The following is a 25873-nucleotide window of genomic DNA, read 5'->3' as shown; positions in this document are numbered from 1 at the left end:
TTAACGGCCGCTCCAGATACGGCGGCGGTAGGAGTGCCCGCTTCCCGGGACAAGGCACCTGGAGGCGGGCACTCCGTGCGGTGCTACGTGTTGCGGTACTCCACCCACGCCCGTCCGGCGGTGGCCGCGCGGGCGCGGTGCTCCCGTGCCTCGGCGGGACCGAATTCCGCCTTGTAGATGCGGAACAGCGTCCACAGTGCGGCCAGCGCGGTGACCGCTCGGGCGGGCGCGTCCTGCCATCCGGGCAGCAGGCTGAGAATGCCTTCGGCCTGCTCGGGGGTGTGTCCGGCCTCAATGAGGCGCGGCGCGAGCATGACGCCGTCGACCCATGCCGCGCCCCGGGAGGCGAACGACCAGTCGATGACGTACACACCGCGGTCCGTCATGCGCAGGTTCCCAGGGTGCAGGTCGTAGTGGAGCAGCGTCTCCCCGGCCAGGTCCTCGATGTCGAACCCGTCCAGCGCTCGCTCGTACATGGCCTGGTCGGGGACCATGTCGGCGCGTGGGCCGAGCATGTGCGCACCTTTGCGCAGCAGTGCGGTGACGTTGTCGGCCACGAACGGCGCGGCGGCCGGGCACGGCGTGAGGATGCGATGCATTCCGGCGACGGTGCCGAGCACAAGCGGAAGGTCCGGAGAGCCGGGTGACAGGTCCGCGCCGCGGCCGTCGATGTACTCGAACAGCATGACGAGCCAACCGCCGGTGCGCGCGGACCAAGTCATGCGCGGTGCGGGTACGGCTTCGGGGAGAACGGCGCCTGCCCACATCTCGCGCTGGTACAGCGGCGCGGCCGGGTTGTCGTCGGCAACCGCCTTAAGGAACACCTGACCGCCACCCTCGACGTGCAGGTGAATGGCCGTCCCCGGCATGAGTCCCTGGCTTGCGGACTCGGCCTTGAGGACGTCGCCGGCCTCAGCCGTGACAGCGTCGCGGACCTGCCCGGGTAGGTCATCCCAGGTGGGTCGGGTCATGTCAGCCTCCGCTCGGGTCGTCGACGCAGCCCGCGTAGCACTGACTGCATTCGCTGGTCGGAATCCAAAGCTCGACGTCGACCGGCAGCCCGGCGGCGCGTATGGCCTCGACCGTAGCGCCGACCCGGGTGGCCGGGCTGCAGCTTCCAATGTCCGCCGTGTCGTCGTCGGGCCGGTGGTGGATCATCCGCCCGGCGATGCGCTGGCAGATTTCGGCGTATTCCCGCGTGTACAGGATCAGGGTGTGCCAGCCGACGTCCACGATCTTGGACGGGGCGAGGCCGAGGCCCGGGTTGGCCGCGCACGCCAGCAGGAACGCCAGCGTCTGGGCGAGGATGCGGTCGGCCTGGTGGGCGTGCTCCGGGTGGTCGAGCTGGATGCGTGCGGTGAGCTGGTCGTGCAGTTTCTCGGGGATGAGGGCCCTCATCGTTGTGAGGGTTGGGGGTGAGGTCACGGGGGTTTCCCCTCCTCGTGATGGCGACCTTGATGAGGTCGGTCGGATAGGCGCGACGGGGTTCACCCCGCCGAATAGGTAGCTATCTATTGCGGAGTGTGAGTCGAACGTGGCGGGTCGTCAATAGGTAGTGATGTAATCGGCGGACCGCACGACAGGAGGCACCATGGCTCGCTGGCAGGAGGTCGCTGACGCGCTCCGCGCCGCCATCACGTCCGGCACATTCCCACCCGGCAGCAAGATCCCGAAGGAAGAGGAACTCGAAGAGCAGCACGGGGTGAGCCGTACCACCATCCGCCGTGCCGTTGCGGCCCTCGCCGCCGAAGGTCTCCTCAGCCCGGTACGGAAGGGCGGCACCTACGTTCAGGCCCACCCTGCCCGGCAGCCGGTCACGCTGGATACGCAGGTGTATCGGGACGAGCTGGGTTACTACTTCTCGGCCGCCGTGCAGGAACTGCGCGCCCTACAACCGCCTACCGTCACCATCGGTCCCTGCCCGCCCGACCTCGTCTCCGTGCTTGCCCTGGAGCCGGGCGCCGAGGTCATCATCCGGGATCGGATCATGGGAGACCCGGCCACTGGCAAGGCCGCGCAGCTTGCGACCTCCTATCTGCCTGCGGATCTGGCCGCCGGCACCATCCTTGCCGAGGCCGACACCGGACAGGGCGGGATCTACGACCGGATGGAACAAGACCTCGGCTGGGGGCGCCTGGAGTGGGCGGGGAGAATCTCGGCGCGCGCTGCGACGCCAGAGGAGGTGCGGCTGCTCGGGCTCGCGCCCGGGGTTCCGGTGCTCTGCGTCACGCGCACAACGAGGGCGACGGGCGGGTCAGTGGCGGGGCGGGTCGTCGAGGTGAACGTCACCTGTCGTGATGCCTCATCGTGGGAGGTCGGTTATCCGATCACGCGCGCCTGAGCAGGCCGTCTGGTTTGGATCGGCGGCCTCCAGCTCACGGGACCACGGCGACCACGTTTGGCGAGTTGGCCGGGTGTAGGGAGGTCCCTACTGGGCTAGGGGTGGTGGGCGGGGACAGGATTCTCGTATGGGGATCCTGGAGTATGCGGACAAGGTTTGGCGGGGCTCGGTGCAGGCGTATGAGGTGCCGCTTGCTGAGTTGCGTGCCGGCGGGGTCCAGGAGGTTGCTGAAGGGGTGGCCATGTGGCCGGCCTTTGGGAACGTGTATGCCATCAAGGGAGAGGCTGGTCTGGCGCTTTTCGATACGGGGAACGCGGTTGACGCGCCGGCCATGCACCGGGCGATCCGTTCCTGGTCGGATGAGCCGGTCCGGTACGCGATCTTTTCGCACGGACACTTCGACCATGTGGGGGGAATGGAGTGTTTCGACGAGGAGGAGGGCTCCCGGCCGGTTGTCGTCGCGCATGAAGGTGTCGCGAACAGGTTCGCCCGTTATGCCAGGACCGCCGGGTACAACTCGGTGATCAATCAACGGCAGTTCGGGTTCGCCCAGATGCACTGGCCGGCCACCTATCGCGTACCGGACCTGACGTACCAGGAGCGGCTGACCCTGTCCCTGGGAGACGTCACCTTCGAGCTGCGCCACGCCCGGGGCGAAACCGACGACGCCACCTGGGCGTTCGTCCCGGAGCACGGCATCCTGCTGACCGGTGACCTGTTCGTCTGGGTCACCCCGAGCGCCGGGAACCCCCAGCGCGTGCAGCGCTACCCCGACGAGTGGGCGGTCGCGCTGCGCACCATGGCCACCATGGACGCCGAGCTCCTGCTGCCCGGCCACGGCCTGCCCATCTCCGGCTCCATCCGGGTGCGGCGCGCGCTGATCGACACCGCGGACTACCTGGACAGCCTGGTGGAACAGACGCTCGACCTGATGAACGCGGGAGCGCGCCTGGACGAGATCCTCCACTCGGTCAAGCCGCCCCTGGAGCTGTCGGAACGCCCCTACCTCCAGCCGTACTACGACGAGCCCGAGTTCATCGTGCGCAACATCTGGCGCCTGCACGGCGGCTGGCACGACGGCAACCCGGCCCACCTGAAGCCCGCCCCGGACGCGGTGTTCGCCCGGGCGATCGCCGAACTGTCCGCCGGCGCGGGCACCGTGGCCGGACGGGCGGTGGTGGCCGCCGCCGAGGGCGATCTCCGGCTCGCCTGCCAGCTGGCCGAGCTGGCGGTCCAGGCCGAGCCCGAGGACCACAAGATCCACGAGATCCGGGCCCGCGTGTACGCGCTGCGCGTCCAGGAGGAGCCGGGCGCGATGGCCCGCGGCGTGTACGCCTGGGCCGCCGCCGAGTCCCGGAGCAAGGTCACCGGCAGCGACCTGCTGGACGTCTACCACGAGGTGAGCGACGGCCGCATGTGGTGGATCCCGACCTCCACGGCCTCCCACCAGGGCCAGCCCGCCTAACCACCGACCGGCCGGCCACCCGAAGCCCGCCCGACCGGCTACGCTCGCCACCGTGCTCGAAGAGATCGTGGCGACCCGGTACGTCACCCCGTTGCGCGAAGGGGGCTCGCTCCCCGGCGTGATGGAGGGTGACGACCTCGGGACGTACGTGGTGAAGTTCCGCGGCGCCGGACAGGGCCGCCGCGTCCTGGTAGCGGAGATCATCTGCGCCGAACTCGCCCGCGGCCTCGGCTTCCGAACCCCCGAACTGAAGATCGTCGACCTCGACCCGAGGCTCGGCCTGCGCGAACCCGACGAGGAGATCCAGGATCTCCTGTCGGCCAGCGAGGGCCGCAACCTGGCCATCGACTTCCTGCCGGGCGCGCTCGGCTTCGACCCCCCGGTCTGGAACCCCGACCCGGCCTTCGCGGCCCGCCTGATCTGGTTCGACGCGCTCATCCACAACGTGGACCGTAGCTGGCGCAACCCCAACCTGCTGGTCTGGCACGACCGGATCTGGCTGATCGACCACGGCGCCGCCCTCTGGTTCCACCACAACTGGCGAACCGCCGACCCGCAACGCCCCTACGACGCGTCCGACCACGTCATGGCCCCCTACGCCGGAGATCTCACCGAGGTGTCCCTCAACGTGACCCGCGACCTGCTGGCCCACGCCGTCGCCCAGGTCCCCGACGAGTGGCTGGCCGACGAGCCCGGCTTCGCCACCCCCGACGAGGTACGGCAGGCGTACGTCACCCACCTGGACGCCCGCGCCAACGGCCCCCGCACCTGGCTTCCCGACCTAACGGCGACCCGCCCCACCACCCCCGCCCAGCGCACGACCATCGGCGGATTCTGGCGGGCGGCCCGATGAACGTCTACGAATACGCCCTGATCAGGGTCGTCCCCGACGTGGAGCGCGGCGAGCTCATCAACGCCGGAGTGATCGTCTACTGCCAGGACCGCGACTACCTCTGCGCCCGGGTCGCCCTCGACGAGCCCCGCCTGCTGGCCCTGGCCCCGGACACCGACCTCGACGCGGTACGGCACGCCCTCACCGCGTACGAACTGGCCTGCGCCCCGGAAACCGGCCCGTTGAAAGGGGAGGCCCTGGGCGGCAGGTTCCGCTGGCTGACCGCCCCGCGGAGCACGATCGTGCGGACCGGCCCCGTACACCCCGGTCTGACCGAGGACCCCGGCGCCGCGCTCGACCGCCTGATGGCCCGCCTGGTGCTCAGAACAGCACAGAAGTGAAGGTGTCCACCTCGCGGAACCCGACCCGGCGGTAGGCGGCCCGCGCGGGCAGGTTGTAGTCGTTCACATAGAGCGTCACTACCGGCGCGAAGTACTTCAACGCCTGCTCGACCACCGCCGCCATCCCCGCCGAGGCGTGGCCGCGCCCCCGGTAGAGCGGATCCACCCAGACCCCCTGGATCTGGCAGGCGTGCGGGGTGACCGCCCCGATCTCGGCCTTGAAGACGACCTGCCCGTCCTCGATCCGCGCGTACGACCGCCCGATCCGGATCAGCTCCGCCACCCGGGACCGGTAGAGCGCGCCCCCGTCCCCGTTGTCCGGCGACACGCCCACCTCCTCGGTGAACATGGCCACGCAGGCCGGCAGCAGCGTGCCGAACTCCTCAGGGCGCACCCGCCGCACCAGCGGATCGGGCGGCACCAGCGGCGCCGAGGCGATGGCCATCACCGGCTGGGCCCACCGGATCGCCCTGGCCCTCCCCCAGTACGGCTCCAGCCGCTCCCAGAGCAGCTCCACCGCCGCGGAAGGGCCCACGATGGACGAGCACCGCCGCCCCTGTTTGCGGGCGCGGTCGGCGAACGCGTGGACGGCTTCCCGTCCGGCGTTCACCGGGACCAGGTTGGCCCCGGCGTAGCACAGGGAACTCAGCCCGCCGCGCGGCCCGAAGCCCCACATCTGACCACCCAGCCGGGTGGTGTTGAGCCCGACGGCCCTCACCCGCGAGGCGACGAAGACGTTGGCGACCGGATCGGAGTCGAGGAGCGCGAGCACCTCGTCACGATCGTTGTCGTCCAGCACGCGCGACGCCGATGTGCGCAGCATCACGGGCCCAGCCTACGCGACGGCCCCGATTTTGACAGGCACCCCGGGATCACACGGGACCCTTACCGCACCGGCGCGAGCAACCTCGTCAGACCGGCGTGCGCGGGCGCCGCAGCGGCCGCCGGAACCCCCGCGCGGGGCGCCTTCCGCCCCGGGCAGTTCAGGTCGGCCTCCCTGGCCGCCGTCCGCGGCATAGGCAGCACGCCTTCCCGCAGGTAGTCGGCCACCTGCCGGTCCACGCACGGGTTGCCGGCGAACGACACCCCGTGGTTGCCGCCCCCTTCGGCCAGCAGCCGCGCCGACGGGAACAGGTCCCGCACGTTGACCGCCCCCTGGTACGGCGTGGCCGCGTCCCGGCGCGACTGCACCAGCAGGATGGGCGGCAGCTGGCCGGTCGCCCCCACCTTGGGCGGCGTGAGACCCGGCTCGGGCCAGAACAGGCAGGGCGCGTTGTAGACCGTGTTCGGCCAGGCCAGGAAGGGCGCCGCCGCGTGCACCCGGCGGGTGTCGGCCCGCCACCGCGTCCAGTCCCTGGGCCAGGCCGCGTCCCGGCACTGCACACCCAGGTAGACCGCGTAGCTGTTCTCCTGGACTGCGTTGTGGTCGGCATGCTGCTGGTAGGCCTCGGTCAGGCCCGTCACGTCGCCCCTGCGCACGTAGCCGGAGAACGCCGCGGCCAGCTTCGGCCAGATCTGGTTGGAGTAGCCGCCGACCGTGTAGATGTCGTCCAGCTCGCTCGGCCCGATCAGCCCCCCGGCGGGGCGCTCGCGCAGGCGTTGGCGCATCGCGTAGTAGGCGAACTCCACCGCCTTGGCGGTGTCGCCGATCCGGTAGGTGGCGTGGTTGCGGGCCACCCAGGCGAGGAACTCCTTGTGGCGGCGGTCGAAGGCGTAGTCCTGGGACAGGTTGGCCTCGTACCAGACGTTCCCGGGGTCCACCAGGCTGTCCAGGATCATGCGGCGGACCCGGTCGGGGAAGAGTGAGGCGTAGACCGCGCCCAGGTAGCTGCCGTAGGAGTAGCCGAGGAAGCTGAGCTTCTCCTCGCCCAGCGCCTGGCGGATCGCCTCCAGGTCGCGGGCGGTGTTCTCGGTGGTCAGGTAGGGCAGGAACCAGCCCCAGCGGTTGGCGCAACCCTCGGCGTACTGCCGGGCGCGGACCAGCAGGTCGCCCTCGTCGGCGGCGGTGACGGGCACGTTGTCCGGCCGGGGGGCCGCGTAGTAGCTCTTGGCGTCCACGCAGTTGACGGCCGGTTTGCTCGCTCCGACCCCGCGCGGGTCGAACCCGATCACGTCGAACCTGGCCGCCAGGTCCTTGGGCAGCTTGGCCGCCACGTACTCGGCCAGCTTCAGCCCGGAGGCGCCCGGCCCGCCGGGGTTCACCAGGAGCGGCCCCAGATGGTTGTGGTCCCGGGACGCCGTGCCCCTGATCCTGTTCAGCGCGAGGGTGATCTGCTGCCCGTACGGCACGGCGGGGTCGAGCGGGACCCGCACCGACGCGCACTCGACCGGCTGCGCGCGGCGCAGCGCGGGAGCGGGCTGGGCCGGCCTGGCGGCGCCCCGCAGCGAGCCGAGCACCGCCCCCAGCGCGCCGGACGCCGGTGCCGGTTCGCACGGCCCCCAGCTGACCTGTTCCTGCGGCAGACCGGCTGCCGCCTCGGTAGTAGCACCCGCCGGGGCACCCCCCTGCCCGACAACCAGCCCGGCGCAGAGCACCGACACCCCTGCGACCGCCCCGACGACGCGCTTCAAAACGCACACTCCTCTGCTCACACGGCAGAGGCAAGCTTCCCTTCAGTGACCACCCGATTACCAGTCGCACATCCCGATCATTATCACTGTGTAGTCACAACATTGCTCTCTGTAACCAGAATCACCGCTCTCCCTACCCATCAAGTGATGAATCTTTCAATGATTTCATGCCCCAAATCCCCCTTCTTTCTGACATATCCGCACGTTACCCGCGTTCTTCCCGCCGCCGACCCTCTCGCGACGGCCTGCCGCCCTGTACGGCTCCGCCAATCACACCGACGATCGAAACACCGCGGGTGAAGCCGGCATCGCGGCCGGGGCTGCCCGCAGTCGTGCACACGCGCCCGCTTTCAAGGCTGGACTGCGACCACCCCTCGCTACTCCCGGGCTGGCCGGAAGGGAATTCATGGTGAACTCGACAGGCACAAGGATCAGAAAACGATTAACGGTATGGGGGGCCGCCCTACTCCTGGCCCTCGGCACCGGACTCGTGGTCACGCCCAACCAGGCGACCGCGCACGGCGTCAACATGTTCCCCGGCGCCCGTACCTTCCTCTGCTGGCAGGACGGCCTCCGGGAGAACGGCCAGATCCAGGCGTACAACCCGGCGTGCGCCTCCGCGATCGCCGCCAACGGCACCACCCCGCTGTACAACTGGTTCGCCGTGCTGCGCTCCGACGCGGGCGGCCGGACCACCGGCTTCATCCCCGACGGGCAGATCTGCAGTGGCGGCACCGGCGGCCCGTACGACTTCACGGGCTACAACGCGGCCCGCACGGACTGGCCGACCACGCACCTGACCTCGGGCGCCAGCTACCAGTTCCGGTACAGCAACTGGGCCGCCCACCCGGGCACCTTCCACCTGTACATCACCAAGAACGGCTGGAACCCGAACGCACCGCTGGCCTGGAGCAGCCTGGAGTCGTTCGGCAGCGTCACCAACCCGCCGCAGAATGGTGGGCCCGGCGCGCTGAACTACTACTTCTGGAACCAGCAGCTGCCCTCCGGTAAGACCGGCCGGCACATCATCTACATCCAGTGGGTCCGCTCGGACAGCCAGGAGAACTTCTTCAGCTGCTCCGACGTCGTGTTCGACGGTGGCAGCGGCCAGGTGACCGGCGTCGGCCCGAACCAGAGCTCGCCGTCCAACCCGCAGTCGCCCTCGCCGTCCAACCCGCAGTCCCCGTCACCGTCCAACCCGCAGTCTCCGTCGCCGTCCCCGAGCACGGGCAGCGGCGCCTGCACGGCGACCTGGACCACCTCGTCCACTTGGTCCGGTCACTTCCAGGCCAACATCACGGTCCGCAACAACAGCTCCACGGCCAGCCTCAACGGCTGGACCGTCCGGTGGAACTTCACCGGCGGCCAGACCTTCGACGGCCCACCGTGGAACGCCACGCTGACCGGCAATCCGCCCAACGTCGTGGCCTCCAACGCCCAGTACAACGGCACCATCGCGGCCAGCGGGACGACATCGTTCGGGTTCAACGCCTCCGGCAACCTTCCCAACCCCATCCCGACCCTGACCTGCACCAGTCCCTGATCAGGTAACGACCCAAGGGCCCGGCGCACCGCGCCGGGCCCTTCGGGCTGACTCCGGCCGGCGCCCGGGCCGGCCGTCTGGACCAGGAGAACTCACGATGGCCGACGAAATCTACCTCGCCCCCGCCGCTCCCAAGGTCGGCGAGAGCGATCCCGTGCCCCCGCCCGCCCCGGCGCCGTCCGCGCACCGTGAGCGCATCGCCTGGACGGTGGGGGTGACCCTGCTCGTGCTGCTGATGGGCGGCCTCTTCCTGCGCAGCGTGCAGTCCGCCTCCGGCCCCGGCCAGGGCGCCCTCCCCCAGGGACTCCCCCAGGAACGCCCGGTCAGCGTGTACCCGATCTCGGACGACATGCGCCGCGAACTCGCCGTCCGCGTGATCGACATCCTGGAGCAGTCCTCCACCGCCGATCACCACAAGCACGGCCACGACTTCGGCGACAAACCCGCCCGCATCATCTGCGCCGTCGACCCGTTCGGGGTGGAGCCCTACACCGCCACCAAGGTGACCGAGGTCCGCCGCGTCTTCGCCCAGCACATGTGCGCCATCACCGACACCGGCGACCCCTGGGCCAAATCCGTCCGCGCCGCCGGCCCTCTCGCCGTCGACCTCGCCAACCCCCCGAAGGTCGAAATCCCCCAGTCAGGCGAGGGCTACCCCGAACACGTCCGCCAGATCATCCCCGACCCCTTCCTCGAAGCCGCCTTCAGCAACTACTTCGACCCCAACTTCATCGAAAGCGCCCGCCTGCGCTTCGAGAACATGTCGGTGGCGGCGCTGGGCAACTGAGCCCGCACATGGTGGCCCTGGCGGCGCGGCGACCGGGAGCCGCCTGCGCCGCCGGACCGGGACCGGCCCTCAGCCGACGACCACCTGAGGCCCCGGGGCGTCGTCGTCGAGGTCGACGTCGACGCCCATCTCCTCGGCCAGCCGGAGTGCCTCCTCGATGAGGGTCTCCACGATCTGGGACTCGGGCACCGTCTTGATCACCTGGCCCTTGACGAAGATCTGGCCCTTGCCGTTGCCGGAGGCGACGCCGAGGTCGGCCTCGCGGGCCTCGCCGGGGCCGTTGACCACACAGCCCATGACGGCCACGCGGAGCGGGACCTTCAGACCGTCCAGACCGGCGTGGACCTGGTCGGCGAGGGTGTAGACGTCCACCTGGGCCCGGCCGCAGGACGGGCAGGAGACGATCTCCAGGCCGCGCTGGCGGAGGTTGAGCGACTCCAGGATCTGGATGCCGACCTTGACCTCCTCGACGGGCGGCGCGGACAGCGAGACCCGGATGGTGTCGCCGATGCCCTCGGCGAGCAGCGCCCCGAAGGCCACCGCGGACTTGATGGTCCCCTGGAAGGCGGGACCTGCCTCGGTCACCCCGAGGTGCAGGGGGTAGTCGCACTGCTCGGCCAGCAGCCGGTACGCCTTGATCATGACGACCGGGTCGTTGTGCTTGACCGAGATCTTGATGTCCCGGAAGTCGTGCTCCTCGAACAGCGAGCACTCCCAGAGCGCCGACTCGACCAGGGCCTCGGGGGTCGCCTTGCCGTACTTCTTGAGCAGGCGGGGGTCGAGCGAGCCCGCGTTGACGCCGATCCGGATCGGCACCCCGTGGTCCTTCGCGGCCCGGGCGATCTCGCCCACCTTGTCGTCGAACTTCTTGATGTTGCCGGGGTTGACGCGGACCGCCGCACAGCCGGCCTCGATGGCGGCGAAGACGTACTTGGGCTGGAAGTGGATGTCCGCGATCACCGGGATCTGCGACTTCTTGGCGATCATGGGCAGCGCGTCCGCGTCGTCCTGGGACGGCACGGCGACCCGGACGATCTGGCAGCCCGCGGCCGTCAGCTCCGCGATCTGCTGGAGGGTGGCGTTCACATCGGCGGTCAGTGTGGTGGTCATGGACTGCACGGACACCGGCGCGTCCCCGCCGACCGGCACGGAGCCGACCTGGATGCGCCGTGATACCCGGCGCGCGGCGATCGGCTTGACCGGAATGGCAGGAATCCCGAGATCAACAGACATTTCAGCACCTTGCGCTCTGGCATGTTCCCCGACCCGTCCAAGTCTAGGCAGTGCCAGGAACGCGCCAACCCCCGCGCACACCAGTCACTCCAGCTTCAGGAGGAAATTCATCCGCTTTCATCACGGTCGGTGGCAGGTCAAGCGCAGGCGAGCTCCCTGGCCCGGACGCGGGCCCACTCGTCGGCGGCGAGGACCTCGGCCACCGTCTCGGCGCGGCCGGGGGTGTGCTCGGCGACCACCTTGGCCACCGTGTCCACGATGCCGAGGAAGGGCAGGCGGCCCCGGAGGAAGGCCTCCACGCAGATCTCGTTGGCTGCGTTGTAGACGGCCGGCGCGGTGCCCCCCTGCTCCCCCACGAACCGGGCCAGCGCGACCGACGGGAAGGCCGTGTCGTCCAGCGGCTCGAAGGTCCAGGTGTGCGCCTTGGTCCAGTCCACCGGGGAGGAGACGTCGGGGAGCCTGTCCGGATGGCTGAGCGCCAGCGCGATCGGCAGCCGCATGTCCGGCGGGCTGGCCTGGGCGATGGTGGAGCCGTCCACGAACTCGACCATGGAGTGGATCACCGACTGCGGATGCACCACCACCTCGATGCGGTCGAAGCCGAGGTCGAAGAGGAGATGCGCCTCGATCACCTCAAGGCCCTTGTTGACCAGGGTGGCCGAGTTGATCGTGATCACCGGCCCCATGTTCCAGGTCGGGTGGTTGAGCGCCATCTCGGGCGTGACGTCGGCCAGTTCCTCCCGGGTGCGCCCCCGGAAGGGGCCACCGCTGGCGGTCACGACCAGGCGCCGCACCGCCTTCAGATCGGTCCCGGCCGGGCCTGACGCCCACAGGCACTGGGCCAGCGCCGAGTGCTCGGAGTCGACCGGCAGCAGCTGGCCCGGCTTGGCCAGGCGTTTCACCAGCGGGCCGCCAATGATCAGCGACTCCTTGTTGGCCAGCGCGAGCACCCGCCCGGCCTCCAGCGCGGCCAGCGTGGAGGTCAGCCCCAGCGCGCCGGTGATTCCGTTGAGCACCACGTCGGCCGGGCGGGCGGCCAGCTCGGCCACCCCCTCGGGCCCGGCCAGCACCTCCGGCGCCGCGCCGCGGGCGGCCAGTGCCGCCGTCAGGTCCGGAACGGCACGCGGATCGGCCACCGCCACCGCGCCCACGCCGAACTCGGCCGCCTGCCGGGCCAGCAGGTCCACCCGACCGCCCCCGGCGGCGAGACCGGCCACCCGGAATCGGTTGCGGGCGATGACATCGAGCGCCTGGGTGCCGATCGACCCGGTCGAACCGAGCAGAACGACGGACCGCGCGGGCCCAGAAGCGAGTTCGGAAGCGAGTTCGGAATCCACCGGTCCATTGTGCGCCACCCACCGGGAGTCACAGCCACCGTGACACCTGAGAAACCACGAGTTTTATGCCGGAATCCCGTCATATCCGTATCTGCAAACGATGAGAAATCTGCACAGCTCGCTCGCTAACTTCGCGCGTCAGGACATCCGATCACGGAGGTACGCAATGCGGTGTCGTCGCCGTCTTACCCGCCTGGCCCCATTACTCGTTCTCCCCGCCGTCGCCGCGGCCCTGCTTCCCGCCTCCGCGTACGGACAGACCCACGAGAAGACCGCCCCCAAGCCGATCACCTACGAGGCCGCCGACACCAAGAGCGAGCAGCGCTCCGTCGCCGGCTACTGGACCGAGGCGAGGATGGCGGCGGCCAAGCCGCTGGACGCCCCCGGCGCCACCGGCCACCGCTTCGTCAGCTCCGCCGCGCTGGCCCTCCCGGCGGGCAAGCCGTCGACCATCGCCGCCACCTTCACCGCGGCCGAGTCCAGCACCGCGGCCGTCTCCCGCAACAGCACGGGCGAGCCGTGGACCGACGACGGCGCGATCGTCAACACCGTGGGCCGGGTCTTCTTCACCGTCACCGCCGGCTCCAGCGCCGGGCGGAACGCCTCCTGCTCCGGCAGCGCGGTGACCAGCGCCAACAAGAGCGTCGTGATCACCGCGGGGCACTGCGTCAAGATCAACGGCGGGTTCCACAGCAACTGGGTCTTCGTGCCCGGGTACGACCAGGGCAACCGGCCGCACGGCACCTGGGTGGCGGTCAGCCTGCTCACCACCCCGCAGTGGAGCGCCAGTGAGGACATGAACTTCGACCTGGCCGCCGCCGTGGTGGCCCCGCTCAACGGCAAGCTGCTGACCGAGGTGGTCGGCGGCCAGGGCATCGCCTTCAACCAGCCCAGAAGCCGCCAGATGTACGCCTTCGGGTACCCGGCGGCGGCGCCGTACAACGGATCACGGCTGATCTACTGCAGCGGCCGGGCCTTCGACGACTTCCTGATGTCCGACGACCAGGGGCTGAACTGCGACATGACCGGCGGGTCCAGCGGCGGGCCGTGGTTCGTCAACTTCAACGAGAGCACCGGGGCGGGACTGCTCAACTCGGTGAACAGCTTCAAGTACAACTTCGCCAACTTCTGGATGTTCGGCCCCTACTTCGGCACCGAGGCCCAGGCCCTCTACAACGCCGCCCAGCGCACCTCCCTGACTTGAGGCTGATTTACCCAAAGTAGCCACTGGGACACGGTTCGTGGTCCACACTCGGATCTCATGACCCCGAGCCTCCCCCTGCTTGCCACCTTCTCGATCGTCACCGGGCTGCTCATCGCGGCCCCGCCTTCGCCGGGCGGCATCGACATCGTGGAGCACGCGGCGGCCGACTCGCCGGGCGGGTACTGGACCCCTCAGCGCATGGCCGCCGCGCTGCCGATCGACCTGCTCGGTCAAGTCACCGACGTCACCGGTCTCACCGGCGCGCTCCAGCCGGGCCGGCCGCAACATCAGCGCAGAGCGACGGGAGAGACCGCCTCGGCGCGCTGGACGGCGGGCGGGCAGGTGGTCAGGGCCACCGGCCGGGTGTTCCTGACCATGAACGGCTCCGACTTCGTCTGCTCGGCCAGCTCGGTGAAGTCCGCCAACCGGGACCTGGTGGTGACCGCCGGCCACTGCGTCAAGGACGGGACCGGCTCCTGGGCGGAGAACTGGACCTTCATCCCCGGCTACGAGGCCGGGCGGGAGCCGTACGGGAGCTACCCGGCGCGGCGCATGTTCGTGGCCGGGCCCTGGTCGCGGAGCGGGGACGACAGCTACGACGTGGGCATGGTGGTGGTGGCCACCCGGGCCGGCCGCCACCTGGCGGACGTGGTGGGCGAGCAGGAGATCGGGTTCAACATCCCGCGCGGCCGGCCCGTCCACGGCTTCGGCTACCCGGCCGATCCCCCGTACGACGGGGAACGCCTGATGTACTGCGCGGGCGGCACCAAGCCCGACCCCTACCAGCAGACCTACGACCAGGGCCTGCGCTGCGACCTGACCGCGGGCGCCAGCGGCGGCCCCTGGCTGACCGGCTTCGACCCGGCCACCGGGAAGGGCGTGCTCACCTCGGTGAGCAGCTTCAAGTACAGCAACGACCGGACCGTCATGTACGGCCCCTACCTCGGCAGCGCCGCCAAGACCCTCTACCAGACGGCCGAACGGGCCTGAACGTAGATTTCCCGCATGGAACTGACGCGGGAATCCCCCGAGCACCCGGACGTGCTCACCCTCTGCCTGGCCCAGCGGGCCGAACTCGCCGAACGGGACAAGGTCGCCTTCGAGCAGTCGCCGCTGCACCTGGACCCGGCCATCCGCTTCACCGTCGCCTGGTCAGCCGGCCAGGCCATCGGCTGCGCGGGCCTGCAACCGCTGGAGCCGGGCGCGGGCGAGCTGAAGCGCATGTACGTGCTGCCCGCCGAGCGCGGCAGGGGCGTGGCCAGGGCACTGCTGGCCGAGATCGAGCGCATGGCCGCCGACCAGGGCATGACGGCGATCCGGCTGGAGACAGGACGCGGCTTCGACGATGTGATCCGTCTGTACACCTCGGCGGGCTTCCGGCCGATCCCGCTCTTCGGGCCGTACCTGGACAACACCGAGAGCGCCTGTTTCGAGAAGCGCCTATAGCTCGTACGCGTGCCCGGAGTGGTCCTCCTCCATGCTGTCGACGGCGGACAGCACGATCTGCGGGTCCGGTACCCCCACCACGTGCTTGTCCTTGTTGTCGTAGTCGAACTGCGACAACACGTGGCGCATGGCCTCCACCCGGGCGCGCTTCTTGTCGTTGCTCCTGATCACCGTCCACGGCGCCACGTCGGTGGAGGTGTTGAGGAAGATGTCCTCCTTGGCCGCGGTGTAGTCGTCCCAGCGGTCCAGCGAGGCGATGTCCATGGGCGAGAGCTTCCACCGGCGTACGGGGTCGACCTGGCGGATGATGAACCGGGTGCGCTGCTCGGAGCGGGACACCGAGAACCAGAGCTTGATCAGGTGGACGCCGTCCCTGACCAGCATGCGCTCGAACATCGGCGCCTGGTACATGAACTCCTCGTACTCGGCGTCGGAGCAGAAACCCATCACCCGCTCGACGCCCGCCCGGTTGTACCAGGACCGGTCGAAGAGCACGATCTCCCCGCCCGCTGGGAGGTGCGCGGTGTACCGCTGGAAGTACCACTGGGTGCGCTCGCGCTCGCTGGGCTTCTCCAGCGCGACCACGGTGGCGCCACGCGGGTTGAGGTGCTCCATGAAGCGCTTGATGGTGCCGCCCTTGCCGGCCGCGTCCCGGCCTTCGAAGAGGATGACCAGCCGCGCGCCGGTGGCCTTGACCCAGTACTGGAGCTTGAGCAGCTCGATCTGGAGCAGGCGCTTGTCCCGGTCGTACCTGGGGCGCTCCATCCGCTGGGCATACGGATAGTGCTCCCGCCAGGTGTCGACCGGGCGACCGTCCGCCCGGACCAGGACGGGGTCGTCGTCATCGTTGTCGTCGACCCAGAGCCCGGGGGTGTGCTCCAGCAGGTCCACGATCTCTTCAGGCTTGGGGATCATGTGTGCAACACGTCCAACGCGCTGGCCATACGATTTTTATTGCGCGGCCAGTCGATCATCTAACCGTTTTGGGTGCTTTGTCGCCAGAAGTTCACCAGGTCGTCGACGATCACAGGGCGAGCCCTGTGAGAACCATGACCTTTTCGTAGGTGAAGTCCGCCATCGCCGAGCGCAGCCCTTCCCGCCCGGTTCCCGACTCCTTGACCCCGCCGTACGGCATCTGGTCGGCCCGGTACGAGGGCACGTCGCCGATGATCACCCCGCCCACCTCCAGCTCCCGGTTGGCCCGGAAGGCCAGGTCCAGGTTGCGGGTGAAGACGCCGGCCTGGAGGCCGTACTTGGAGTCGTTGACGGCGGCGAAGGCCGCGTCCGCGTCGGGCACCCGCTGGACCACCAGCACCGGCCCGAAGACCTCCTCGCAGACCACCTTGGTGTCGGCGGGCACGTCGGCCAGCACGGTCGGCGCGATCGTGGCGCCCTCCCGGGTGCCCCCGGCCAGCAGGCGCCCGCCCGCGGCCACCGCCTCGGCCACCCAGTCGGCCACCCGCTCGGCGGCCTGCTCCGAGACCAGCGGCCCGACCTGCGTCTTCTCGTCGGCCGGGTCGCCGATGACCAGCCCGGCGACGGCCTTGAGCAGCTTCTCGGTGAACTCCTCCGCCACCGGCTCGGTGACGATCACCCGCTGCACGGCGATGCAGCTCTGCCCGGCCTGGTAGTTGGCGAACAGCGCGGTCCGGCTCGCCGCCCAGTCCAGGTCGGCGTCGTCCAGCACCACCGCCGCCGCGTTCCCGCCCAGTTCCAGCGTGACGTGCTTGCGCGGCACCCGGTCCATGATCGAGTAGCCCACCGGCCCGGAGCCGGTGAAGGAGACCACCGGCAGCCTGGGGTCCTCCACCAGCGCGCCCGCCTGGTCGTTGGGCACCGGGAGCACCGAGAACATGCCCTCGGGCAGGCCGGTCTCGGCCAGGATCTCGCCCAGCGCCAGCGCGGAGAGCGGGGTGGCGGGGGCGGGTTTCACGATGATCGGCGCGCCCACCGCGATGGCGGGGGCGACCTTGTGCGCGACCAGGTTGAGCGGGAAGTTGAACGGCGAGATGCCCAGCACCGGACCGTGCGGCACCCTGGTGAGGTAGGCCAGCCGCCCCTGCGCGGCCGGTTCGGTGTCCAGCCGCTGCACCTCGCCGCTGAACCGGCGGGTCTCCTCGGCCGCGAACCGGAACGTGGCCACCGCGCGGGTGACCTCGCCGCGCGCCCAGAAGATCGGCTTGCCGTTCTCGCCGCTGATCAGCTGGGCCAGCTCGTCGGCCCGCTCGGCGATCCGCCGCGAGACCAGGGCCAGCGCCTCGGCCCGCACGTGGATGGGCAGCGCCGCCGCCTCGCGCCGTACCGCGTGCGCGGCCGCCACCGCCTCCTCCACCTGCTCCGGCGTGGGGACGGCATGCACCCCCACCACCCGGCCGTCGTGGGAGTTGCGAATGATCTGCTCGGCGCCACCGGTCGCGGGACGCCCGGCCAGCCAGAAGGGGCGGATATCCATGTATTTGACGCTATGTCACCCCAGCTCGGCGGGCCTTACTCCAGGCCGCACAATCCCTGCGTCCCGATCGGCCAAGCTGGACAACTTTCCCTGTTTCAGAGCGATGTCACAGATGCGCAGCAATTTCGGGATGTTTTCCGTTGCGGGGCGGTTTGAAGGGTTCGCGTCGTGGTTAAGTCAAGCTCGCGGGTCCACGCCAGGACCCCGGGACTAGAAGGGCTCGTGGCTCATGGGTACCCCGGCGCCGCTAGGACTTCAAGGTGCCTACTCCCTCGGCCAGCGGGGCGACTACGACGAAACCCGCACCCGCCTGCTGGACGTCGCAAGCGAACTCCTCATCGCCTCGGGCCCGGAAAGCCTCACCGTACGGCGGATCGCCGCCGAAGCGGGCTGCGCCACCACCCTGATCTACACCATGTTCGGCAGCAAAGAGGGCCTCGCCGAAGCGCTCTACCTGGAGGGCTTCGAACGCTTCCGGCGGCGGCTGGCCGCGGTCCCGCCCCGCACCGACCCGTACGAGTACCTGCTGGCGCTGACTCCGATCTACCGGGAGGCGGCGCTGGCCGAGCCCGGTTACTACAGCCTGATGTTCGAGCGGGCGATCCCGGGCTTCGTGCCCAGCGAGCGGGCCAGGACGCTGGCCAGGGCGGCGCTCAACATCATCGACCGGGTGATCGCGGACTGCATCTCAGGGGGCTACCTGAAGCCCACCCAGCCCCGGAAAGTGGCGGACGCGCTGTGGGCCGCCGCGCAGGGCGCGATCAGTCTGGAACGTGCCGGACACCTCTCCGACAGCAGCACCTACGACACCGTGACCGCTGCCACCATCTGCTGCTTCCGCGTCAATCGGGACTGATGCTCAGCGCCACCCAGAGTTCGGCGCGGGTGGCCGGGTCGTCCAGGTCCCGGCCGAGCAGCTCGCTCACCCGCCGCATGCGGTAGCGGAGCGTGTGCCGGTGCACCCCGAGGCGCTGGGCCGCCGCGTCCCAGTGCCCGTTACAGGCCAGGTACGCCTGGAGCGAGGCGATCAGATCGGCCCGGGAACCGTAGCTGTGCAGCGGGGCCAGCAGCGTGGCGGCGAAGGCGCGCGCGGCCCCGGGTTCCAGCAGGCCGAGCAGCCCCCGCCCGGCCAGCTCGCCGAACCGCCCCACCGGCGCGGCCGTCACCAGCGCCTGTTCGGCCTGGCCGACCCCCACGGCCAGCTCCCGGTCCAGGGTGACCGGGTCGCTCACCCCGACCCTGCCGTGCCCGGCTGCGTGCGCGATCAGCAGGTCCGCCTCGTCCTCGGGGGCGAGCGCGACGATCAGGTCGTCCCCGTACGGCGCGGTGAAGCAGTGCAGCGCGGCCACCAGCGCGTCCGGATCCGGGCTGGCGCAGGCCAGCACGGTCACCGTGCCCTCCGGCAGCCGCTCGCCGAGCTCGGCCAGCGCCTCCCTGGCGTCCTGGGCCGCTCCCGCCAGCAGCAGCCGGAGCGCGGCGCCGTGTACCCGCCGGGTGGCCGCGCGGGTGCCGCTGCCCTGTTCCAGGCCGAGGGTGAGCAGTGAGGCGGCGGAGTTGATGATCGTGTGCTCGATCGCGGTGTACGGCCGGTCGCAACCGACCGCGAAGAAGCCCCTGCCCCCGAGCGGCTGCACCACGACGTGCTCGTGAGGGGTGGCCATGGCCAGGCTGGCGGGCGGGGTGGCGTGTGCGGCCCTGAGCTTGGCAATCTCGGGGACCAGCCGCCGGGCCGCCCGGCCCGCCCCGCTCCCCGCCGCGTGCCTGATGTTGACCGCCTCGTCGAAGAGCACCACCCAGCCGCCGATCTCCCTGGCCAGCCGGTCCACCACCGCGTGGCTGCCCTCCGGTTGCAGGGCCGCCCTGGTCAGCCGCCCCTGCGCGGCGAAGGCCCCGCTGATCTCCTCGTACCGCTCGGCCGCCAGCAGTTCGCTGACGGCCTTGCCGACGGCGATGAACGGGGTGGCCCTGGGCACCTCCAGCAGCGGCAGCCCCGCCTCGGCGGCGGCCTCCACCAGCGCGCCCGGCACCTGGTCGTGGCTGAGCCCCACCCCGAACCCCAGCCCGGCCGCCCCCCGGGCCACCAGCCGGGCCACGTACGGCGTATAGACTGCCGGATCGCCAGGGGGCAGGCGCATGCCGGTGGTGAGCACCAGCTCGTCGCCCTCCAGGAACGGGGTCGGGTCCTCCAACTCGCTGACCGCCACCCAGCGCACGGGGCGGTCCAGGTCACCGCCGGCCAGCAGCCGGAGGCGGAGCGCCTCCAGCGCCACCACCCTGCGCAACGTCGGCGCCACCAAGTCCCCTCGTCCATTACGGGCTTGTGCATTACGGCCAAGCCGATGCGGGCAATTGTGCCATGACGGAGCATCGGCAGGTTGGAGCGCCCGCCGTACCGTCGAAGGCATGAGCACTGCCACCAGCGGCGGCCCGAGCCTCCCTCAAGAACGCCGCCTCGTCACCGAGATCCCCGGCCCCCGCTCCCGGGAGCTGTTCGCGCGCAAGCAGTCCGCCGTGCCGCCGGGCATCGGCACCACGCTGCCGGTCTTCGTGACCCAGGCGGGTGGCGGGGTGGTGGTGGACGCCGACGGCAACTCGCTCATCGACTTCGGCTCCGGCATCGCGGTGACCAGCGTGGGCAACGCCGCGCCGCACGTGGTGGAGCGGGTGCGCCGGCAGGTCGGCGAGTTCACCCACACGTGCTTCATGGTCACGCCGTACGAGTCGTACGTGCGGGTCTGCGAGAAGCTGAACGCGATCACGCCGGGCGACCACGAGAAGCGCACCTTCCTGGTGAACAGCGGCGCCGAGGCGGTGGAGAACGCGGTCAAGGTGGCGCGGCACGCCACCGGGCGGCAGGCGGTGGTGGTGTTCGACCACGGCTACCACGGGCGCACGCTGCTGACCATGTCGCTGACCGCCAAGAACATGCCGTACAAGCACCGGTTCGGGCCGTTCGCGCCGGAAGTGTACCGGGTGCCGCTGGCCTACCCGTTCCGCTGGCCGACCGGGCCTGAGAACTGCGCGGAGGAGGCGGCCGCGCAGGCCATCGACATGATCAACAAGCAGATCGGGGCGGAGAACGTGGCCGCCGTGGTGATCGAGCCGATCGCGGGCGAGGGCGGCTTCATCGTGCCCGCCCGGGGGTTCCTGCCCCGGGTGCTGGAGTTCTGCCGGGCCAACGGCATCGTGTTCGTGGCCGATGAGGTGCAGACCGGCTTCGCCCGTACGGGGGCGATGTTCGCCTGTGAGGACGAGGGCATCGTGCCCGACATCATCACCACGGCCAAGGGCATCGCGGGCGGCCTGCCGCTGGCGGCGGTGACCGGCCGGGCCGAACTGCTGGACGCGGTACACGTGGGCGGGCTCGGCGGCACCTACGGCGGCAACCCGCTGGCCTGCGAGGCGGCGCTGGGCGTGCTGGAGACCATCGAGGAGGAGGACCTGGTGGCCCGGGCCTCCCGGATCGGGGAGCTGATGCTGCCCCGGCTGCACGCGCTGCGGGAGCGCTACCCCGTCGTCGGGGACGTGCGCGGGCGAGGGGCGATGACCGCGATCGAGCTGGTGGTGCCGGGGACCAGGGAGCCCAATCCGGCCGCCGCCGCGGAGATCGCCAAGCGCTGCCACGCGGAAGGTCTGGTGGTGCTCACCGCCGGGACCTACGGCAACGTGCTGCGGTTCCTGCCGCCGCTGGTCATCCCCGAGCACCTGATCGACGAAGGCCTGACAATCCTGGAGAAGGCCATCGAGAGCCACTGATCCGTTCTATCCCTCCCAAATAGGACACCCGGCTTGTTGCCGGGTGTCCGTTTTGTCGTTATACGAGATCCGGCATGCCCGTCATTTAACCGCTGCTTGACACCGTGCTAGTCGATCACGCCACGTAATCGCGTTATAACGGTTCCGGTACACGAGCGAAGGGATGGCCGCGAATGGACCGGGAAGCAGGCAGGCCATGTTGACATTCGATCCGGTCGGGCTCACCTCAACACAGCGGGACGGCGACGCCTGTGTCGTCTGCCACAAGAAATGGCCCCGGCCCCGCGTCCGGGTCGGCTGCCTCCCCAACTCCGCCCCCGTGATGGCGTGCGACGACTGCGCCGAAGCCCTCCTGCCGTCCAAGGACAACTCCGTGCCGGTTCCCCGCCACTCACGCGCCTTCTCGTAGCCGGTTCACCGGTTTACCTGGCACAGGAAAGGGTCCCGCCCGGGCGGGACCCTACCGGGGGTGTTTCCGGGATTATCAGGAAGGCATGAACCGGACGGACTTCACCGTCATCTGGCGGCCGACCCAGCGCTCGCCGGGGATGAGCGTGGCGTGCATGCCGCCGCTACAGGAAGAGCCCCGGTACAGCATGGCCTTGTAGTCGGTCTTGTTCCGGATCAGGGAGGCGTCTCCCTGCAGGTCGTAGCATCGCCGGCCGGACGGGTCGTTGATCGTGATCCAGCTGCTCGCGGAGGCGTCGCGGTAGTGGAACGTCTTGGATTCTGCGTGGGCGGGGGTGACGACGAAGGTGCTGGTGAGAATGAGTGCGCCTACTGCCGAGAGTGCATTCATGTGCATTTTTATGCACCACCCTCCAACTAGTTGGTCCCTTTCACCATCCACAATAACAGCCGCCGGACAATTCCCACTTCGAACTAATGGCAAATCTCTAATCGAGCGGCGGATTGTGGAGATTTAATGACCGCGAAGTTTGGCCGCGAAAAACACCGTATCCATCGCAGGAATTACCGCCGCCCACCGGGCCCTGACCGCGCACGCTCCACGGATCACCGATCACGCACGCTGCGTCGGATCGCTGACCGCGCACGCTCCACGGATCACCGATCGCGCACGCTGCGTCGGGTCACCGATCACGCGTGCTTCACGGATCACCGATCGCGCACGCTGCGTCGGGTCACTGATCGCGCATGCTCCACGGGGAGCCGTACTCGTTGAGCAGTTCCAGGAACGGGACCGAGTCGAACGCCTCCGGGCCGAGCACGCCGGTGCCGCGCCAGGCGCCGTTGGCCACCAGTTCCAGGGCGACCACCGGGTGGACCGCGGTCTGCCAGACGACGGCCTGGCAGCCGTACTCGCGCATCGACCACTCGTTGTCGACCACGTGGTAGAGGTAGACCTCACGCGGCGAGCCGTCCTTGCCGAGGCCCTTCACCCAGGTGCCGGCGCAGGTCTTGCCGGTCATCCGGTCACCCAAAGTGGACGGGTCGGGCAGGCTGGCCGCCACCACGTCGCGCGGGGAGATCTCCACGCCCTTCACGCGCAGCGTATCGGTGGAGTCCAGGCCCAGCTTGCGCAGGGTCTTGAGGACGTCGATGAACTCCTCGCCGAGGCCGTACTTGAAGGTCACCCGCTTGGTGTCCACCCAGCGGGGCATCAGCAGGACCTCCTCGTGCTCCACGTTGACGCACTCCACCGGCCCGATACCCTCGGGGAAGTCGAAGACCTCCGGCTCGCTGAACGGCTCGGTGGTGTGCCAGTCGCCGTTCTCCCAGATGATGGGCGGGTTGAGGCACTCCTCGATGGTGGTCCAGATGGAGAAGGTGGGCGCGAAGTCGTACCCGTCCACGGTGAGGTTCCCACCATCCCGGACGCCGATCTCGTCGATGCTCTGGAACAGGTGGTCGGCCGCGTACCGGGCGAACACGTCGGCCAGCCCCGGTTCCACGCCCATCCCGACCAGCGCCAGCCGATCGTGGGCCCGCCACTCCTCGGCCATCGCGAACTGCTCGTCCCCGAGCTTCACCCCCGGCACCTCGTACGGCCGGGCCGGGTGCTTCACCGACAACGACATGGCCATGTCCAGATAGTGCGCCCCCGCCTTCAGCGCGGCCCGGAACAGGGACATGTCGAACCGGGGATCCACGGCGTTGAGCAGCACATCACACCGGTGCTCCCGCAGCGCCGCCACCACCGCCGTGTCATCGGAGGCGTCCAGCGCGATGGCGCTGAACCGCGCATCCCCCACCTTGTCCACCACCGCCGCAGCCCGGTTCCGGTCGTAGTCGGCCACCACGATGTGCTCAAAAAACGTCCGGCGGGCAGCGATCGGCACCACGGCAGAGCCCACGCCACCTGCGCCAACAAGCAGGATTCGCATGCCGACGACGGTACCAGTTGACTGACTGACCATTCAACAAAGAAGCCAAATCCGACTGGTCATTCAATCAACGAAATCCGCAGACCCGCCCGGTGGCAACAAGGCGGACCTTTCAGGCGGCGTCAGCCGATCACCCGCTGAGCCACCCATTGGGCCGGGGTGGTGGGCCCGGACAGTGGCGGGCCCGGACGGTAGGGGCCCGGGCAGTGGAGGCCCGGGCAGTGGCCCAAGCGATGGAGGCCCAAGCGATGGAGGCCCAAGCGATGGAGGCCCAAGCGATGGAGGCCCAAGCGATGGCACACCCGAGCGATGGCACACCCGAGCGATGGCACACCCGAGCGATGGAAGACCTAGGCGGCGGACCCGGGCGATGGCGAACCTAGGTGGCGGCGGGCCCGGGTGGTGGCGGGCCCGGGTGGTGGCGTCAGCTGGTTAGCCGGGCCCAGTGGGCCACCCATTGGGCGTAGCTGGCGCAGGGGTCGTCGCGGCGGGAGCAGTCCTCGGTGGGATAGCTCGCGAAGACGAGGTTCTTGAAGGCCTTGGTGGTGCCGACGCTGTAGACCGAGCAGATGTGGCGGGTCCGGGGATAGGCGGTCGCGTCCTCCAGCTTGCTCGGGTCGGGTTCCAGTGGGGGGGCCTTGCATGCCTTGGGGTTGGCGGGGGCCAGGCCGTTCCAAGCACTGGCCGCACGCTGCACCCGAGGGCTGACGGCCCAGGCCAGCCACTGGTAGGCACAGGTCGGATGGGCCGCCTCGGCCGACAACAGCCAGGAGTCGAGCGTCCCGGTGACCCGCCGTTCCGGCAGTGCCTTCACCGGCTTGCCCGCCTGCCGAAGCGCGTCCAGCAGGTACGGCGTACCCTGAGCCAGCCGCGCCGACCCCGTCGCGAACGCCGAGGCCACCTGGAACGGATCCCGCCAGAAGACCCGCTCGGCCGACTCGCGCTCCCGCTCCAGCACCGCCACGGCGGCGTCCAGCTCATCGGTGGTCAACTGGTACGGATCCGACGCGTCCTGCCGGAGCGCGACGTCCGCGATACTCAACGGGGTGTCTTTGATCAGCACCGGCCCGGCGTCCGCGTACAGGGCCTCGGCCTTCCGCGGCTTCACCTTGCCGGAGTCGTACAGAAGCAGGCTCCTGTCCCAGAGGTACGGCACACCGTAGGTTCCCGCGACGTCGCGGAGCCGTTTGGGAATATCGCCGTACCCAGTCACCCGCTCGGTGTCGATGGCGGTCACCCGCTGCTCCGCCACCAGCAACCCGGCCAGATCCGGCGGCCCCGCGATCACGTCAAAAGCACCCGGATCCAGCGCCTCGCTCTGGTCAGTCCCCGGCGCGAACGCGAACGGCCGATAGGTCACCTTGCACCCGGTATCGGCCTCGAACCGCGCCACCCAGTTGACCTGCGGATCGGTACCGCCCCACTCAACCTGCCCACGCGGCGCGAGCACAACCACCGCCCCTTCCCCGGCCCCCGACGCACTCGGCGAAGGAGACGGCGTCGGCGAAGGAGACGGTGACGGCGACACCGACTTGGCCGCAGCCTTGGACTCTGACGGCGAAGGCGACGGCCGCCCCGCCTGACCCGCCACGGCCTGCCCGCAACCAGCAGCGACCAGCGCCACCACCCCAACCGCGGCCACCAGACGCACACGCCGAGACACCCGAGCACTCCCCTCGACGACGGCCCGATGACAGACCCTCCGAGCCTACTCGCGCCAAGCAGACCCCCTGCCCCACCCACAAGCCACAGGAACCGGTAGCGCTGGAACCGCCCCCTCCTCCATCCCGCAGCCAAGAGCCACAGAACCATGGGGTGCACCGGTCCCCCTCCTCCATCCCGCAGCCAAGAGCCGCGGGCCCATCGTGGTGGGCGGGGATCCTCCGCATAAGCCGCGGAACCCAGTGGGTGGGTGGGAGTTCCCCGGCAATCAACCTCCCCGTGCCAGGAGCGGCACCCAACCACCCCGGCGGAAGCCGGGCCCGGACCCGGAGGGTCAAATCGGTGGACACGGCAATCAACCTCCCCGCGCGAGGAGCGGCACCCAACCACCCCGGCGGAAGCCGGGCCCGGACCCGGAGGGTCAAATCGGTGGACACGGCAATCAACCTCCCCGCGCGAGGAGCGGCACCCAACCACCCCGGCGGAAGCCGGGCCCGG

At 70.0% G+C, this 25873-nt stretch carries 24 protein-coding genes; 12 read left to right on the top strand and 12 right to left on the bottom strand.

What is annotated here, in order from left to right; genetic code table 11:
* Window positions 1–83: 83 nt before the first annotated feature.
* Both KIP79_RS19675 and KIP79_RS19670 read right to left on the bottom strand, forming a co-directional pair.
* Window positions 84–971, bottom strand: coding sequence for a phosphotransferase (locus tag KIP79_RS19675; protein ID WP_214106320.1), 888 nt, complete (start codon window positions 969–971; stop codon window positions 84–86).
* Between the two features lies 1 nt (window position 972).
* On the bottom strand, window positions 973–1398 hold the full coding sequence (locus tag KIP79_RS19670) for a glycine-rich domain-containing protein (RefSeq protein ID WP_214106319.1): 426 nt from the start codon (window positions 1396–1398) through the stop codon (window positions 973–975).
* Window positions 1399–1591: 193 nt separating this feature from the next.
* Here KIP79_RS19670 and KIP79_RS19665 point away from each other — a divergent pair, with 193 nt between their 5' ends.
* The 4 genes from KIP79_RS19665 (at window position 1592) to KIP79_RS19650 (ending at window position 5039) form a co-directional block, all read left to right on the top strand.
* Window positions 1592–2341 (top strand): GntR family transcriptional regulator, encoded by a 750-nt coding sequence (locus KIP79_RS19665; RefSeq protein WP_214106318.1) that lies wholly within the window; start codon window positions 1592–1594, stop codon window positions 2339–2341.
* A gap of 127 nt (window positions 2342–2468) precedes the next feature.
* A complete protein-coding gene (locus KIP79_RS19660; protein ID WP_214106317.1) occupies window positions 2469–3806 on the top strand; it encodes an alkyl sulfatase dimerization domain-containing protein in 1338 nt (445 codons plus the stop codon).
* A gap of 52 nt (window positions 3807–3858) precedes the next feature.
* Window positions 3859–4659: a HipA family kinase gene (locus tag KIP79_RS19655; RefSeq protein WP_214106316.1), complete on the top strand. Its 801-nt coding sequence runs from the start codon at window positions 3859–3861 to the stop codon at window positions 4657–4659.
* Window positions 4656–5039 (top strand): DUF3037 domain-containing protein, encoded by a 384-nt coding sequence (locus tag KIP79_RS19650; RefSeq protein ID WP_214106315.1) that lies wholly within the window; start codon window positions 4656–4658, stop codon window positions 5037–5039. Before KIP79_RS19655 ends, KIP79_RS19650 begins: the two co-directional genes overlap by 4 nt.
* Here KIP79_RS19650 and KIP79_RS19645 read toward each other — a convergent pair.
* Window positions 5020–5862 (bottom strand): GNAT family N-acetyltransferase, encoded by an 843-nt coding sequence (locus KIP79_RS19645; protein WP_214106415.1) that lies wholly within the window; start codon window positions 5860–5862, stop codon window positions 5020–5022. The genes KIP79_RS19650 and KIP79_RS19645 overlap by 20 nt on opposite strands.
* A gap of 62 nt (window positions 5863–5924) precedes the next feature.
* Window positions 5925–7610, bottom strand: a complete 1686-nt coding sequence (locus tag KIP79_RS19640) for an alpha/beta hydrolase (RefSeq protein ID WP_214106314.1) — start codon at window positions 7608–7610, stop codon at window positions 5925–5927.
* Between the two features lie 406 nt (window positions 7611–8016).
* Between KIP79_RS19640 and KIP79_RS19635 the strand changes: the two genes are divergently transcribed.
* Entirely contained in the window at window positions 8017–9153 is a 1137-nt protein-coding gene (locus KIP79_RS19635) for a lytic polysaccharide monooxygenase (protein ID WP_214106313.1), read from the top strand.
* Window positions 9154–9250: 97 nt separating this feature from the next.
* Window positions 9251–9940: a hypothetical protein gene (locus tag KIP79_RS19630; protein WP_214106312.1), complete on the top strand. Its 690-nt coding sequence runs from the start codon at window positions 9251–9253 to the stop codon at window positions 9938–9940.
* Between the two features lie 69 nt (window positions 9941–10009).
* Here the strand turns inward: KIP79_RS19630 and ispG are convergent, their stop codons facing one another.
* Window positions 10010–11173: a flavodoxin-dependent (E)-4-hydroxy-3-methylbut-2-enyl-diphosphate synthase gene (gene ispG / locus KIP79_RS19625; protein ID WP_214106311.1), complete on the bottom strand. Its 1164-nt coding sequence runs from the start codon at window positions 11171–11173 to the stop codon at window positions 10010–10012.
* A 137-nt stretch (window positions 11174–11310) separates the two neighbouring features.
* Entirely contained in the window at window positions 11311–12510 is a 1200-nt protein-coding gene (dxr, locus tag KIP79_RS19620) for a 1-deoxy-D-xylulose-5-phosphate reductoisomerase (RefSeq protein ID WP_214106310.1), read from the bottom strand.
* A 166-nt stretch (window positions 12511–12676) separates the two neighbouring features.
* Here dxr and KIP79_RS19615 point away from each other — a divergent pair, with 166 nt between their 5' ends.
* Genes KIP79_RS19615 through KIP79_RS19605 form a run of 3 tightly spaced genes read left to right on the top strand, consistent with a single transcriptional unit; the run spans window position 12677 to window position 15160 of the window.
* Window positions 12677–13714 (top strand): trypsin-like serine peptidase, encoded by a 1038-nt coding sequence (locus KIP79_RS19615; protein ID WP_214106309.1) that lies wholly within the window; start codon window positions 12677–12679, stop codon window positions 13712–13714.
* A 57-nt stretch (window positions 13715–13771) separates the two neighbouring features.
* Window positions 13772–14704: a trypsin-like serine peptidase gene (locus KIP79_RS19610; protein WP_214106308.1), complete on the top strand. Its 933-nt coding sequence runs from the start codon at window positions 13772–13774 to the stop codon at window positions 14702–14704.
* Between the two features lie 15 nt (window positions 14705–14719).
* On the top strand, window positions 14720–15160 hold the full coding sequence (locus tag KIP79_RS19605) for a GNAT family N-acetyltransferase (protein ID WP_214106307.1): 441 nt from the start codon (window positions 14720–14722) through the stop codon (window positions 15158–15160).
* Here the strand turns inward: KIP79_RS19605 and ppk2 are convergent.
* Together ppk2 and KIP79_RS19595 are read right to left on the bottom strand one after the other, a co-directional pair.
* Entirely contained in the window at window positions 15155–16075 is a 921-nt protein-coding gene (gene ppk2 / locus KIP79_RS19600; protein ID WP_214106306.1) for a polyphosphate kinase 2, read from the bottom strand. The genes KIP79_RS19605 and ppk2 overlap by 6 nt on opposite strands.
* A 109-nt stretch (window positions 16076–16184) precedes the next feature.
* Window positions 16185–17612, bottom strand: coding sequence for an aldehyde dehydrogenase family protein (locus KIP79_RS19595; protein WP_214106305.1), 1428 nt, complete (start codon window positions 17610–17612; stop codon window positions 16185–16187).
* A gap of 229 nt (window positions 17613–17841) precedes the next feature.
* Here KIP79_RS19595 and KIP79_RS19590 point away from each other — a divergent pair, with 229 nt between their 5' ends.
* On the top strand, window positions 17842–18468 hold the full coding sequence (locus tag KIP79_RS19590) for a TetR/AcrR family transcriptional regulator (protein ID WP_214106304.1): 627 nt from the start codon (window positions 17842–17844) through the stop codon (window positions 18466–18468).
* Here KIP79_RS19590 and KIP79_RS19585 read toward each other — a convergent pair.
* Window positions 18455–19906, bottom strand: coding sequence for a PucR family transcriptional regulator (locus KIP79_RS19585; RefSeq protein ID WP_308169795.1), 1452 nt, complete (start codon window positions 19904–19906; stop codon window positions 18455–18457). The two genes, KIP79_RS19590 and KIP79_RS19585, sit on opposite strands and share 14 nt — an antisense overlap.
* Window positions 19907–20015: 109 nt before the next feature.
* Between KIP79_RS19585 and gabT the strand changes: the two genes are divergently transcribed.
* Together gabT and KIP79_RS19575 are read left to right on the top strand one after the other, a co-directional pair.
* Window positions 20016–21368, top strand: coding sequence for a 4-aminobutyrate--2-oxoglutarate transaminase (gabT, locus tag KIP79_RS19580; RefSeq protein ID WP_214106302.1), 1353 nt, complete (start codon window positions 20016–20018; stop codon window positions 21366–21368).
* A 196-nt stretch (window positions 21369–21564) separates the two neighbouring features.
* On the top strand, window positions 21565–21777 hold the full coding sequence (locus tag KIP79_RS19575) for a hypothetical protein (protein WP_214106301.1): 213 nt from the start codon (window positions 21565–21567) through the stop codon (window positions 21775–21777).
* A gap of 75 nt (window positions 21778–21852) precedes the next feature.
* Here the strand turns inward: KIP79_RS19575 and KIP79_RS19570 are convergent, their stop codons facing one another.
* From KIP79_RS19570 to KIP79_RS19560, 3 genes are all read right to left on the bottom strand, one after another.
* On the bottom strand, window positions 21853–22167 hold the full coding sequence (locus KIP79_RS19570) for a hypothetical protein (protein ID WP_214106300.1): 315 nt from the start codon (window positions 22165–22167) through the stop codon (window positions 21853–21855).
* Between the two features lie 343 nt (window positions 22168–22510).
* Entirely contained in the window at window positions 22511–23713 is a 1203-nt protein-coding gene (locus KIP79_RS19565; protein WP_214106299.1) for a saccharopine dehydrogenase family protein, read from the bottom strand.
* Between the two features lie 424 nt (window positions 23714–24137).
* A complete protein-coding gene (locus tag KIP79_RS19560; RefSeq protein WP_214106298.1) occupies window positions 24138–25376 on the bottom strand; it encodes an extracellular solute-binding protein in 1239 nt (412 codons plus the stop codon).
* Window positions 25377–25873 lie beyond the last annotated feature (497 nt).

It is taken from the genome of Acrocarpospora catenulata (genome assembly GCF_018476525.1).
Lineage (GTDB): Bacteria > Actinomycetota > Actinomycetes > Streptosporangiales > Streptosporangiaceae > Acrocarpospora > Acrocarpospora catenulata.
The sequence above is the reverse complement of the archived record's forward strand: the minus strand, read 5'-3'. Positions and strand labels throughout refer to the sequence as shown.